Raw genomic sequence first — 12,357 nt, 5'->3', positions numbered from 1 at the left:
TAAAATGGTAGTTGGAGATTTTCCTATCGAAACAGATACTCTTGTCCTTGGTGCAGGTCCTGGTGGTTATGTAGCAGCAATTCGTGCTGCTCAACTAGGACAAAAAGTAACAATTGTTGAAAAATCAAATCTTGGTGGCGTTTGTCTTAATGTTGGGTGTATCCCATCTAAAGCGTTAATCGCTGCAGGCCATCGTTATGAAACAGCATTACATTCTGAATCAATGGGAATTACAGCTGAAAATGTGAAGGTTGACTTTTCAAAAGTTCAAGATTGGAAAGCTAGTGTTGTTAATAAGCTTACTTCTGGTGTTGAAGGCTTATTAAAAGGAAATAAAGTCGAAATCGTTCGTGGAGAAGGCTATTTCGTTGATGCTAACACCATTCGTGTGATGGATGAAAACTCTGCGCAAACATATACATTTAAAAATGCGATTATCGCAACTGGATCTCGCCCAATTGAGCTTCCTACTTTTAAGTATTCAAATCGTGTTATCAACTCAACAGGTGCCCTAAACTTACCTGAAATTCCTAAGAAGCTCGTCATTATTGGTGGTGGAGTTATCGGAGTTGAGCTTGGTACTGCTTATGCTAACTTTGGAACTGAAGTTACGATTCTTGAAGGAAGCGATGAGCTATTTGCTGGTGCTTTCGAAAAGCAAATGTCTTCCATTGTTGCTCGCAACTTGAAGAAAAAAGGTGCGGATATCGTTACAAATGCACTTGCAAAAGGTGTTGTTGAAAACGATAATGGCGTAGTTGTTACGTATGAAGCAAAAGGCGAAGAGAAAACGGTTGAAGCAGATTATGTACTTGTAACAGTTGGTCGTCATCCGAATACAGATGAAATGGGTCTTGATCAAGTTGGCGTTGACATGAGTGATCGTGGAGTCATCAATATCGATGCACAGTGCCGTACAAATATCCCTAACATCTTTGCGATTGGTGATATTGTTGCTGGACCTCAATTGGCGCATAAAGCTTCTTATGAGGGTAAAATTGCAGCAGAAGTAATTGCTGGTCATAATGCACAAATCGATTATCTTGGAATCCCAGCTGTCGTATTCTCTGATCCTGAGCTTGCGTCTGTTGGTTATACAGAAAAACAAGCAAAAGACGAAGGAATTGAAGTAGTTGGTTCTAAGTTCCCATTTGCTGCGAATGGTCGTGCACTTGCGTTAGATAGTGCTGAAGGTTTCTTAAAACTTGTCACTCGTAAAGAGGATGGGCTTGTTATTGGAGCTCAAATTGCTGGACCGAGTGCTTCTGATATGATTGCAGAGCTAGGTTTAGCGATTGAAGCAGGAATGACTGCTGAAGATTTAGCGATGACAATTCATGCGCATCCAACATTAGGTGAAATTACAATGGAAGCTGCAGAAGTTGCAATTGGTAGCCCGATCCATATCATTAAATAAGAATCATTTAAAAGAGGCTAGGACATAACTAGCTTCAAATCATGAGAAAGGTGAATCCTGAGGGCACTCAGGATTCACCTTTCTCTATTTTTGTCTTAACGCAAGGCCTTCATTTTCCTCGTACAAAAAAATCGAGTGAAACGCAAATTAGCCTTCAAGAATCCAATCATCGATTTCTGCTTTCTCTAAATTTCTACTAGAAGTCTCTATTTTACTCCAACCATCTCTCACCCTTAAGCGGAATTTTTCCTGTTATCTCTCCAATGGAGCCCCTTTAAGGGGAAATAACGGAAGATTTTCCGCTTATGGAAGGCAAAAACGTTTATTTTAACATTTTTTCAGGGAATAGCAGGAATATTTCCTGTTATTTCGGCTCTTTTTCATGCTGGTTGCTCATTAAGCGGAATATTTCCTGTTATTTTTTCATAGCGATCCGCCAACTGCGAGGGGATTTATACACTCGAAACTAGAATCAAAAAGTCGTTACCACCGACTTTTTGACCCAGCCACTTTTAGTTTGTTAAAGCCTCTTCGATTGGTTGAAGAATATCTTCTTTGGAGCTCTCTCCCGACACCATAGCTAAAATTTCATCATTATGTACAATAAGAATGGCTGGACATTCATTTATTGCAAATCTTTCAAAGATATCTTTTTCTTTTGTAGGAGCAAGAGTTTTCATTTCTTTGAACTCATCAGGGAATTGTTGTCTCAATTCAATAATTGCATCATAATAGGGAGCTTCTATATGCAAATTTGCATGCTCTTTTTCATCTGAGAAGAAAATAATTTGTTTTATCTCACTATCGATTTCAAAACGATCGTTCTGATTTTGGCATCCGGAAATGATCATCAGTAATACGATTAATATAGGCATCATTTTCATAGAAACAGCCTCGCATTCAAATTAAAAATGAAGTATTTTTACGTTATCGCTCTTGATTACCCATATATTAACATAGAGAGTAACATAAAATTGGGATGTCATCTAAATGATACATAATTGAAAAATAGCATTTGTACCTCAAACATGGAACATAGAATGACATAAACGATCGTATATTTTAGATAGGTGATACAAAATGATAAATTACGTTGTTATATTGATTCAACTCATGATTTGGAGTATTTATACTCTATTAGAGTGGCTATCTAAGCACGATCAACTCATTTATAATGTTGCGATGTTCTTAATATTTGTTTACTTAGCAATGGTGACGGGTAATTTGATTTTGAAATCAGCCAAAAAAACAGTATGGATTACCTTTATTAGTTTAATTGTCTATAGTGTGATTCAAATTCTCTTGAATCTCTTCTAGCATGGATGAAAATGATTGGGTACAATAATAAATAGCAAGGTAGCACAGTACGTAATAGAGGTGACAACATTGAAGAGATGGTTAACCATTATGGCGCTCATGTTTATTGTCGTCGGCTGTCGTAATGGGGAAACAAATAACTCATTGGTAGAAACTGATCTTCAAGCGCATGAGCCAGATGAAGGGATAATAATCGAAGAGAAAGAAGAAGAAAATCCGACTTTAAGTGAAAGCGACACTGAGATGGAAGATGCGGTGGTAGAGAAGAAGGAAGCAATGTATAAAATCAATGAAAAAACGTGGGCTGTTGAACCAATAGAAGAGGCTAATGAAAAAATTGTCTTACTAACAATTGATGATGCACCGGACAAACACGGATTAGAAATGGCTCATACACTAAAGGCTTTAGGAGTAAAGGCAATCTTTTTTGTAAATGGTCATTTTATTGACACAGAGGATGAGGCAGCCGTTCTAAAAGAAATATATGATTTAGGCTTTCCAATTGGGAATCACACCTTCTCTCATCAGAATTTAACTACGTTAGAGAAGAAAGAACAGTTGAAAGAGATTGTGTCTGTCAATGATCGAGTCGAGGAAATTACAGGGGAGAGGCCAAGGTTTTTCCGAGCCCCATTTGGAGTAAACACAGATGAATCTAGGAAGATAGCTGCAGAAGAGAACATGTTGATCATGAACTGGACTTACGGATATGATTGGGAAAAAGAGTATCAAAACAAAGAGGCATTAACGCAAATTATGCTCAATAGTCCATATTTAAATCATGGTGCAAACCTTCTCATGCATGACCGAGCTTGGACTAGTGAAGCTCTTGAAGGTATCGTAAAAGGACTACAAGAAAAAGGATATGAAATTGTTGACCCAAACCTTCTAAAGATGCCAGAATAAAAAAAGGCAAAAGGACAGCTAATGGTCCCTTTGCCAAGAAGCTGATGTCAAAAAGTCGTTTAATAGCGACCCTTTTGACATGGCTTCTTATTTTCTTGGATAAAAGTACATAACCCGACCATTAAACAACTGTAATTCCCCTTTAAGCTTCTTCGCTAGAAATTTACAAAACTCATTTGCTTTTCCTTTATCTCCGAAAGTTGAGGTTTCAGGTAGGGTCATTTGAATATATGTTTGTTCATATTCTGTTCCGTCTTCTTGCACAATGGTCTTTCGGTCGACTCCTAATAATATAATATTATAATTCGGCTCTTCAGACTTAAGATAAAACCATTTTCCTTTCCCTTCAGGTTTTTCCAAAATCTTATATGGGAATGCTGCTTCTTCGTATTCCCATTTGAGTTGTGCCCCTGTTTTATCCGTAATATGTTTATAATAATTTAATAGTTCGATTACTTCATCGGTGGTAACGCTTTCCTTCTCTGATACAGGCACGAGTCTTATGTATGCATGACTAGACATGTTCCATCCCCCTAATTTTCCCAAAGATAAAGTTCACCATCTTCCTCTTCTATTCTAGCAAAGTTAACAGATACGTGACAACAGAGAGGGGAAAAAAGATTTAGCCTCAGGGGATGGACATAAACGCTTCGATATTACGGGCTATGATCGCAATATGAAGGAGCACATCCGATGGAGCGGAAACCAACGTTATTTTCTGAAATATCTTTGGTCGGCACTCTATAGTTCTCCTTAAAGACGATTGTTGACGATATTATGACAGTTTGGCAAAGTCGTAGTTTTCTATATTTTCTTCAACTATAATAAAATTAAAAATATTGAAACAAAAGGAGGTTGATGAACATGATGGAATTATTCGACAAACTATATGATGAGCATGAAAAGGCGAAAGTTCGTTTTGTTGGCTTTACAACAGAGTCAACACGTTATGATTTTGGAATTGTCTACACGAACCAGTTTTTTGGAAAGCCTTTGGTTGTTTGTATGCAAACTGGCCGCTCAACACTCCTTGATACTAAAGACCTCAACGATATTGATTACATTCAACAATCATTTCGTATTCAGGATGAACAGCAAGCAATTGATTTAATTGAATTTTTCAGAACAGCAATACCGCATATGCCATTTGAACCCCAGTACGAATAATAGGAGACCTAATTAGGTCTTTTTTTTACGCAAAAAAAGAGCATACGCGTATTTATTGGCATGCTCCATCATAAAAAGAGAGTAGAAAATTATTTTTTTTCGTCTGAAGATTCACAGCAGTTACACTTGGCGTACAGAACAGTCACCTTTTCATCCTCGAAATGATCAACAGTTGATTCACATGTTTGGCAAACGATTGTACCCATTCTCCAGTCTCCTTTTTATTAATATTATAGTCAATTTAAAAATATGAAAGCGTTTAATAGCTCTTAAATAAATAATAATATAACATTATTAATAATTCAAGAGTAAATTGTATAACACATTAAATAAAAATGATGAAAAATAAAAAATCGGCCATTCGCCGATTTTTATTGTATAGCTCGATGTTCTTTTATCACTCTGAGCATTCTTGCGTCAAAATTTTCTGGACCTTGGACAGGTAGGCCAGCTTCAATATTTTTTTTAATGTAAAGAAGATTGTCTTTCGTGATAATTTCTCCAGGAATAAAGATAGGGATACCAGGTGGGTAGACCATAATAAATTCTGCAATAATTCGACCTTCTGATTCATCAAAAGGAACGAGCTCTGTTTCAGCATAAAAAGCATCTCGAGGTGTTAATGCAAGTAAAGGGATATCCGGCAAGAGAACTTTCTTTTCTGGCTGATCCAGTTTCATCATGCGATTTTTTGAAAGTTCTGTAAGAGCTTCTAATAATATATCTGCTTCTCTTTTCGTATCTCCTGGGGTGACAATACAAAGTATGTTATACAGGTCAGATAATTCCACTTCGATATTATACATTCCGCGAAGCCATTTCTCGACCTCATAGCCTGTAATCCCAAGCTCTTTCACTGAGATGATTAATTTAGTCGGGTCATAGTCAAAGGTTGCTTTTGAGCCAAGAATTTCTTCGCCGATACAGTGTAGATGCTCGATTTGGTTGATTCCCTGGCGCATATATTGAGCTAAATTAATCGTTTGTTCGATTAATTCATGTCCTTTAACAGCTAATTGTTTACGAGCAACATCTAAGGATGCAAGCAACAAATAAGATGTTGAGGTTGTGGTTAGCATACTTAAAATCGTCTGTACTCTTTTTGGTGAAACTAGCCCATCTCTAACGTTTAAAATAGAGCTTTGGGTCATCGATCCCCCTAATTTGTGAACACTTGTTGCAGCCATATCTGCGCCAGCCTGCATGGCAGACAAAGGAAGCTTCTCATGAAAGTGGATATGCACACCATGTGCTTCATCGACTAGGACAGGTATATTGTAAGAGTGGGCAATTTCTACAATCTGCTTTAAATCTGCAGAAATACCGAAATAGGTCGGATTGATAACAAGTACGCCTTTTGCATCAGGATGTTGCTCTAACGCTCTTTCGACAGAATCAGTTGTAATCCCGTGAGAAATCCCTAGCTCAACATCAACATCTGGGTGGATAAAGATCGGAATCGCACCAGAAAAGACGATTGCAGACATAACCGATTTATGTACATTACGTGGAACGATGATTTTATCGCCAGGCCCACAAACGGTCATAACCATTGTCATGATGGCACCGCTTGTACCTTGTACAGAGAAAAAGGTATAATCGGCTCCGAAAGCTTCTGCAGCCAAATCTTGCGCTTGTTTAATGATCCCTTTTGGTGCATGTAAATCATCAAGTGGGCCAATATTAATTAAATCGATTGAGAGCGCATTGTCCCCGATAAATTCTCGAAAATCCGCATCCATGCCAACACCTTTTTTGTGACCGGGAATATGGAACTGGACTGGATTTTTTTTTGCATGTTCAAGTAAACCGTTAAATAACGGTGTTTCATTTTGTGACAAAGTATTTCCACACCTCTTTATTAGAATGTAATGATTTTCAATGTTAAAATCCTTATCTTTTAAGGAAAACAAATGAATTATAGCATTAATCGATAACACTGAAAAGAATATTTAGCGCTTTGTCATTAGTTTTCGATGGAAACCTGAAAATAACCGTTAAAAAAGAAAATAACGGTTAATTGGACAACTTTTTACGTAACAAGAGTTCTCATAGGGGGATAAGATTTGATTTTAGAAAAAAGAGACGATAAAATCACATTTAGTTAAGGAAAGTGAGCGGATGAAAAAATGGAATATCAATATCCTATTGATTATCATTGGTCAACGGAAGAGATCGTAGATGTGATTAAGTTTTTTGAACAAATCGAAGCAGCTTATGAAAGAGGAATCGAACGGGATGTACTAATGGCATCTTATCGAAGATTCAAGGAGATTGTTCCAAGTAAGGCAGAGGAAAAAAAGATTTGTGGTGAATTCGAAGAAATAAGTGGTTACTCATCGTATCGTACGATTAAGAAAGCAAAGGAAAGTGAATCAGGTCAGTTAATAAAAATGTAAAAAAGGTGTCCCAATATTTTTGGGTCACCTTTTTGCAAGTCAATGTAAATTGGGCAATCGCTTACGTTTAAGCCATTTTATATAGGGGTAATAATTGATTAAACACTTGATCCACTTTCTCAATAAAATCTTCAGCAGACATCTCAACAACTTCTTCTTTAGGAAATTGATAACCGCAAAGAATTTCTGCTTTCTTAACGGTTTGTAATCGTTCAAACAATGCGTTTAAATCTTCTTTTTTTAAATCCTTATGTAATAGAACATCAGGTTTTGTGTGATCACCAGACCAAACAAATTCTTTTGGGGTATCTTTGTAGATGGTATTTATTTTTTTCTCTAATGTTTTACCGAATTCAGCTTTATTAGGAGCTTCATAAATAACCGCAAACCAAACAAAAACATGTGTTTCCCATAATCCAATTTGAAAATGTGGTAACATCTTGTATCCCCGTGAGTTGCTGGCAAATGCCACCCATGTATCCTTCGGTGGGTTGACTGTTCTCCTTGCATGTTTAGCAACATGGGCATACATTTCTGTACCGGTTAAGCTAGAAAGTGTTGGAGTAAAATGATGACCAAGTGCTTCGAGCTTAGGTCTAATATTTTCTTTTAGAGCATCCATTCTTTCTTCAAATCCATCTATTTTAAACACTTCAAAATCAGTATTGGTAAAACCAGTATATTTCATGTTTTCCCTCCTCTATCCTTTGTCAAATATTGTAGCATAATCATGAAAAAACAGAAAACATCAAGCATTATTATGGAATGAATGGAATAAAAGTATGGAGAGTATTAGGATTTCAGTCGAATTTCGTCAAAATTAGGCAATAACACAAATTAGTTGCATCCCTAATCAAATCCTCATAATATATTATAAAAAGTCAGAATTATCCTACGAATGAAGTTTTGAAGCGAGAATTGCCGTCATCAGTGGTTAGCTAAAAAAACTTTGAAAGGAGTGTCTGTTTGATGAAACAATTGATGAATACGTTAAAAAAGCGAGATTTAGAAAAAGAACGAAAAGCAGTTCTTAGACTTGAAATGGACTATGAATTATTAACGTTGTTTGATGCAATGGCTGAAAACAATGAGTCACAAAAGGAAAAATGTAAGCAAAAGCTTGAAAGAATTAGAGCAGAACTTTTACGTTTAAAGGCTCTATAATGTAGCAAGGGGAACTGCAAAAATGGTCAGAAGAATTGAATTGAATTCGAGTTAAGGCGAACTCCTATTAATTTAGTAGGTGTTCGTTTTTATTTTTTTACTACAAGTGAATTAATTTCAACATTTCCCTTCGTACATTATGAAATCGACTAAAAAGACCTGATGATTTTGAACACGATGGGAAAAGTAAAATTAGTTGAACCGTACACATATTTCCAGTACGCTAATGAATAGAACTAAATATCGAAGATGGGAAGCGATTTAGGTGAATAATAACGTGATTTTTGAAAATGCGGCAAATTGGATAAAAGAAGCAGGGGAGCGAATTAAGGAATCATTCCAAACCACGCTTAATATAGAAACAAAGTCGAATGCAAATGACCTTGTCACCAATATGGACAAAGAAACGGAGCGCTTTTTTATATCTAAAATAAAAGAAAAATTTCCTGAACATAAGGTTTTAGGAGAGGAAGGAAACGGAGATGACTTGGAAGAGTTATCCGGGGTTGTATGGATTATTGACCCAATAGATGGAACGATGAACTTTGTACATCAACAAAGAAATTTTGCTATTTCAATTGGGATTTATGAAGATGGTGTTGGCAAAATAGGACTTATTTATGATGTTGTTCATGATGAGCTATATCATGCAATCAAAGGTCAAGGTGCATTCGTAAATGATGTACGTTTAAGTCGATTAGGTGAGGTCACAGTCTCTGAAGCGATCATTGGCATTAATGCAACTTGGGTTACACCAAATAGAAGAATTGACCCGTCAATTTTAGGAACGTTAGTTAGGGATGCACGCGGGACTAGATCATACGGTTCAGCTGCGATAGAAATCGCACAAGTGGCAGCGGGAAGACTAGATGCATACATGACTTTACGACTTTCACCGTGGGACTTTGCCGGAGGATTAGTTCTGATTGAAGAAGTTGGTGGAATGGCAAGCACACTTAAAGGGGAGCCGATTCAGCTTCTTGAAGAAAATTCAATTTTTATTTCCAAGCCAGGACTTCATGAAGAGATTATGAAAGAATACTTAAATAAAGAATGGTAAAAGGAATTCAAAAAAAGAGCTGTGTTGACAAGGAAAATAAATTCTTTTCAACTCAGCTTTTTTTCATTTACGCTATTTTTGTATAGATTGTGGTTATTTTCGTATAAAGAGAGCCTTCTTTTACAATAATTTTCTTTTCAAAACAAATCCATAGCCCATAACAGCTACGAATGCAAGGAATGATAAAATTGCTCCAAGTGTGCTCCGATAGCTAATGGCAATACCTATCCCGCTCATACATGCAACAGCAACGATTGCTAAAATGAAGAATGGCAACTTGATTTTACTCACTTAACTTCCCCCAGTTTATGCTCTTTTTCATCTTCATATAATTTAACATAAAAAGCGTATAGGTTTCTACATTGTTTGTGTTATAATATTTCAGTTAGGCTACAGAATAAGTATATAATTAAGATTGAATAAAGGTAGGAGTGGAATTTTTGAAGATAAGAGAAGATATTCGCAACATTGCGATCATTGCACACGTTGACCATGGGAAAACGACCCTAGTGGATCAATTATTAAAGCAATCTGGGACATTTCGTACAAATGAACATGTAGAAGAACGTGCGATGGATTCTAACGACATCGAAAGAGAACGTGGAATCACCATTTTGGCGAAAAATACTGCGATTCAATATAAAGATACAAGAATCAACATTTTAGATACGCCAGGTCACGCAGACTTTGGTGGAGAAGTAGAACGTATCATGAAAATGGTCGATGGTGTTTTATTAGTCGTGGATGCATATGAAGGTTGTATGCCACAAACACGTTTCGTATTAAAAAAAGCGTTGGAACAAAATTTAACACCCATCGTTGTTGTTAACAAAATCGATAGAGATTTTGCTCGACCAAAAGAAGTTATTGATGAAGTGTTAGATTTATTTATTGAATTGGACGCAAATGAAGACCAATTGGAATTCCCTGTTGTATATGCTTCAGCTATTAATGGTACAGCAAGCTTAGATCCAGAAAAACAAGATGAAAACATGCAGGTCTTATACGATACAGTTGTTGATCATATACCTGCTCCAGTTGATAACAGAGAAGAACCTCTTCAATTCCAAGTAGCACTACTTGATTATAATGACTATGTTGGAAGAATTGGAATTGGACGTGTTTTCCGTGGTACAATGAGAGTTGGACAACAAGTAGCTTTAATGAAACTAGACGGTTCTGTTAAACAATTCCGCGTTACAAAAATCTTTGGATTCTTTGGATTGAAAAGAGAAGAAGTACAGGAAGCTATAGCAGGAGATTTAGTAGCGGTTTCTGGAATGGAAGATATTAATGTAGGTGAAACAGTTTGTCCGGTAGAACATCAAGAAGCACTTCCAGTTTTAAGAATTGATGAGCCTACTCTACAAATGACATTCTTAGTCAATAATAGTCCATTTGCTGGTAGAGAAGGTAAGTACATCACAGCTAGAAAAGTGGAGGAACGTCTGCGTGCCCAGCTTCAAACGGACGTAAGTTTACGTGTTGAAAATACAGAATCTCCAGATGCTTGGGTTGTTTCCGGACGTGGAGAGCTGCATTTATCCATTTTAATTGAAAATATGCGACGTGAAGGTTATGAGTTACAGGTAAGTAAACCAGAAGTTATTGTAAAAGTAATTGATGGTGTTCGATGTGAGCCAGTAGAGCGTGTGCAAATAGATGTACCTGAAGAGAACACAGGAGCTATTATGGAATCAATGGGTGCCCGTAAAGGGGAAATGCTCGATATGATCAATAATGGTTCAGGACAAGTTCGACTTATTTTCATGGTACCGGCACGTGGACTAATCGGGTATACAACTGAATTTTTAACGCTAACTCGCGGTTTTGGAATCATTAATCATACCTTTGATAGTTATCAACCAATGGCTCAAGGTCAAGTTGGTGGACGTCGTCAAGGTGTTCTTGTTTCAATGGAAACAGGTAAGGCATCAACGTATGGAATTATGCAGGTTGAAGATCGTGGAGTAATCTTCGTTGACGCAGGAACTGAAATTTATGAAGGAATGATCGTTGGGGAGCATAATCGAGAAAACGACATTACCGTTAATATTACAAAAGTCAAGCATGCTACAAATGTTCGCTCAGCAACGAAAGATCAAACAAACGTCATGAAGAAACCTCGTATTATGACATTGGAAGAATCTTTAGAGTATTTAAACGACGATGAGTATTGTGAAATTACACCAGAATCAATCAGACTTCGTAAAAAGATCCTTGATAAAGGTGAAAGAGAAAGAGTTTCGAAAAAGAAGAAAACTGTTTAAAAGTTGTACATTAAAGGGGAGTAATGGAGAATGTTGGATATTACTGAACGCCTGACTTTTTTCGCTGCATTGTTCAAAGTCGATGATAACCCTAAATTAGGAATGTGGCTTCTATATATAACTGTCATCGTTTTATGTGTGATTGTGTTCAAATTAGGATTTGCAAGAAAGCTACCCTTGTTACAAAATGTTATCATTTATGCTTTCTTAGTGTTTGGATGTACAATCTTAACTTTCTTTGCAGTCTTTTTACCGATTGCAGAGGGTCTTGTTGTAGCAGCGTTAATTTTGATTATATATAAAATCCGCTTACATCAGGAAAGAAAACATCGAGAGCATGGAAATGAAGCGTAAAGGGGAAGCGTATGGATTCTATACAAGATGCAATCTATAATTGGTTAACGATTAAAGTCGTAATTGATGCACGTCCAGATGACACGGCAGCTATTGAAACCGAAAAAATGTTCTATGACATTTTATTAGAAAAGCATAATCTTTCTAATATCGAGGTTTCCCAGGATGAAGACATGTATTATGTAGACTTTGACAAGCAGGGTGAAAGAAAAAAGCAGAGATTTCCCCGAGAATTGATTGATGTGATGTTGAATCACATTAATCAACAACCAGAAAAATATCGAAACTACCCATTATAAAAAA

The 12,357-nt window shown here is 36.6% G+C and carries 16 protein-coding genes; 10 read left to right on the top strand and 6 right to left on the bottom strand.

The window, feature by feature from the left end; all coding sequences use genetic code 11:
* Positions 1–4: 4 nt before the first annotated feature.
* Positions 5–1,417, top strand: a complete 1,413-nt coding sequence (gene lpdA, locus BMSHG_RS03010; RefSeq protein WP_019152954.1) for a dihydrolipoyl dehydrogenase — start codon at positions 5–7, stop codon at positions 1,415–1,417.
* Between the two features lie 512 nt (positions 1,418–1,929).
* On the opposite strand, the gene BMSHG_RS25635 is transcribed toward lpdA, so the two are convergent.
* Positions 1,930–2,301, bottom strand: a complete 372-nt coding sequence (locus BMSHG_RS25635) for a hypothetical protein (RefSeq protein WP_019152953.1) — start codon at positions 2,299–2,301, stop codon at positions 1,930–1,932.
* A gap of 196 nt (positions 2,302–2,497) precedes the next feature.
* Between BMSHG_RS25635 and BMSHG_RS03000 the strand changes: the two genes are divergently transcribed.
* Complete coding sequence (locus BMSHG_RS03000) at positions 2,498–2,734, top strand: hypothetical protein (RefSeq protein WP_019152952.1); 237 nt, start codon at positions 2,498–2,500, stop codon at positions 2,732–2,734.
* Positions 2,735–2,824: 90 nt separating this feature from the next.
* Positions 2,825–3,640 (top strand): polysaccharide deacetylase family protein, encoded by an 816-nt coding sequence (locus BMSHG_RS02995; protein WP_019152951.1) that lies wholly within the window; start codon positions 2,825–2,827, stop codon positions 3,638–3,640.
* An 87-nt stretch (positions 3,641–3,727) separates the two neighbouring features.
* Here the strand turns inward: BMSHG_RS02995 and BMSHG_RS02990 are convergent, their stop codons facing one another.
* Entirely contained in the window at positions 3,728–4,162 is a 435-nt protein-coding gene (locus tag BMSHG_RS02990; RefSeq protein ID WP_019152950.1) for a DUF1885 family protein, read from the bottom strand.
* A 345-nt stretch (positions 4,163–4,507) separates the two neighbouring features.
* On the opposite strand from BMSHG_RS02990, the gene BMSHG_RS02985 reads away from it, so the two are divergent.
* Positions 4,508–4,807: a DUF3055 domain-containing protein gene (locus tag BMSHG_RS02985; RefSeq protein WP_026073302.1), complete on the top strand. Its 300-nt coding sequence runs from the start codon at positions 4,508–4,510 to the stop codon at positions 4,805–4,807.
* 89 nt (positions 4,808–4,896) lie between these two features.
* Here BMSHG_RS02985 and BMSHG_RS02980 read toward each other — a convergent pair whose 3' ends face one another.
* Positions 4,897–5,013, bottom strand: coding sequence for a GapA-binding peptide SR1P (locus BMSHG_RS02980; protein WP_019152948.1), 117 nt, complete (start codon positions 5,011–5,013; stop codon positions 4,897–4,899).
* 165 nt (positions 5,014–5,178) lie between these two features.
* A complete protein-coding gene (locus BMSHG_RS02975) occupies positions 5,179–6,648 on the bottom strand; it encodes an aminotransferase class I/II-fold pyridoxal phosphate-dependent enzyme (RefSeq protein ID WP_019152947.1) in 1,470 nt (489 codons plus the stop codon).
* A gap of 288 nt (positions 6,649–6,936) precedes the next feature.
* On the opposite strand from BMSHG_RS02975, the gene BMSHG_RS02970 reads away from it, so the two are divergent.
* A complete protein-coding gene (locus tag BMSHG_RS02970) occupies positions 6,937–7,206 on the top strand; it encodes a UPF0223 family protein (protein WP_019152946.1) in 270 nt (89 codons plus the stop codon).
* A gap of 67 nt (positions 7,207–7,273) precedes the next feature.
* On the opposite strand, the gene BMSHG_RS02965 is transcribed toward BMSHG_RS02970, so the two are convergent.
* Positions 7,274–7,894, bottom strand: coding sequence for a YktB family protein (locus tag BMSHG_RS02965; RefSeq protein ID WP_019152945.1), 621 nt, complete (start codon positions 7,892–7,894; stop codon positions 7,274–7,276).
* Positions 7,895–8,175: 281 nt separating this feature from the next.
* Between BMSHG_RS02965 and BMSHG_RS02960 the strand changes: the two genes are divergently transcribed.
* Both BMSHG_RS02960 and BMSHG_RS02955 read left to right on the top strand, forming a co-directional pair.
* Entirely contained in the window at positions 8,176–8,370 is a 195-nt protein-coding gene (locus BMSHG_RS02960) for a hypothetical protein (RefSeq protein WP_019152944.1), read from the top strand.
* A gap of 265 nt (positions 8,371–8,635) precedes the next feature.
* On the top strand, positions 8,636–9,430 hold the full coding sequence (locus tag BMSHG_RS02955) for an inositol monophosphatase family protein (protein ID WP_051030893.1): 795 nt from the start codon (positions 8,636–8,638) through the stop codon (positions 9,428–9,430).
* A 120-nt stretch (positions 9,431–9,550) separates the two neighbouring features.
* On the opposite strand, the gene BMSHG_RS28120 is transcribed toward BMSHG_RS02955, so the two are convergent.
* Positions 9,551–9,721, bottom strand: coding sequence for a DUF5325 family protein (locus BMSHG_RS28120; RefSeq protein WP_019152942.1), 171 nt, complete (start codon positions 9,719–9,721; stop codon positions 9,551–9,553).
* Positions 9,722–9,870: 149 nt separating this feature from the next.
* On the opposite strand from BMSHG_RS28120, the gene typA reads away from it, so the two are divergent.
* The 3 genes from typA to BMSHG_RS02935 are packed head-to-tail and all read left to right on the top strand — an operon-like array spanning position 9,871 to position 12,353.
* Positions 9,871–11,700 carry a translational GTPase TypA gene (typA, locus tag BMSHG_RS02945; protein WP_019152941.1) on the top strand — a complete coding sequence of 610 codons (1,830 nt, stop codon included), beginning with the start codon at positions 9,871–9,873 and terminating at the stop codon, positions 11,698–11,700.
* A 30-nt stretch (positions 11,701–11,730) separates the two neighbouring features.
* The gene (locus BMSHG_RS02940) at positions 11,731–12,054 is read left to right on the top strand and encodes a YlaH-like family protein (RefSeq protein ID WP_019152940.1); all 324 of its coding nucleotides are present in this window, start codon (positions 11,731–11,733) and stop codon (positions 12,052–12,054) included.
* Positions 12,055–12,065: 11 nt separating this feature from the next.
* On the top strand, positions 12,066–12,353 hold the full coding sequence (locus BMSHG_RS02935) for a hypothetical protein (protein ID WP_019152939.1): 288 nt from the start codon (positions 12,066–12,068) through the stop codon (positions 12,351–12,353).
* Positions 12,354–12,357 lie beyond the last annotated feature (4 nt).

Origin of the sequence: Robertmurraya massiliosenegalensis JC6, from assembly GCF_000311725.1 — a bacterium.
Lineage (GTDB): Bacteria > Bacillota > Bacilli > Bacillales > Cytobacillaceae > Robertmurraya > Robertmurraya massiliosenegalensis.
Note: the sequence above shows the minus strand (reverse complement) of the source record. Positions and strands in the feature narration are given on the sequence as shown.

Coding starts and splice junctions, on each gene's coding strand:
- BMSHG_RS02995 (WP_019152951.1), top strand. CDS start 2,825: ATGGCGCTCATGTTTATTGTCGTCGGCTGTCGTAATGGGGAAACAAAT.
- BMSHG_RS02935 (WP_019152939.1), top strand. CDS start 12,066: ATGGATTCTATACAAGATGCAATCTATAATTGGTTAACGATTAAAGTC.
- BMSHG_RS03000 (WP_019152952.1), top strand. CDS start 2,498: ATGATAAATTACGTTGTTATATTGATTCAACTCATGATTTGGAGTATT.
- BMSHG_RS02940 (WP_019152940.1), top strand. CDS start 11,731: ATGTTGGATATTACTGAACGCCTGACTTTTTTCGCTGCATTGTTCAAA.
- BMSHG_RS02980 (WP_019152948.1), bottom strand. CDS start 5,013: ATGGGTACAATCGTTTGCCAAACATGTGAATCAACTGTTGATCATTTC.
- BMSHG_RS02965 (WP_019152945.1), bottom strand. CDS start 7,894: ATGAAATATACTGGTTTTACCAATACTGATTTTGAAGTGTTTAAAATA.
- BMSHG_RS02985 (WP_026073302.1), top strand. CDS start 4,508: ATGGAATTATTCGACAAACTATATGATGAGCATGAAAAGGCGAAAGTT.
- BMSHG_RS25635 (WP_019152953.1), bottom strand. CDS start 2,301: ATGAAAATGATGCCTATATTAATCGTATTACTGATGATCATTTCCGGA.
- BMSHG_RS02960 (WP_019152944.1), top strand. CDS start 8,176: ATGAAACAATTGATGAATACGTTAAAAAAGCGAGATTTAGAAAAAGAA.
- lpdA (WP_019152954.1), top strand. CDS start 5: ATGGTAGTTGGAGATTTTCCTATCGAAACAGATACTCTTGTCCTTGGT.
- BMSHG_RS02990 (WP_019152950.1), bottom strand. CDS start 4,162: ATGTCTAGTCATGCATACATAAGACTCGTGCCTGTATCAGAGAAGGAA.
- BMSHG_RS02970 (WP_019152946.1), top strand. CDS start 6,937: ATGGAATATCAATATCCTATTGATTATCATTGGTCAACGGAAGAGATC.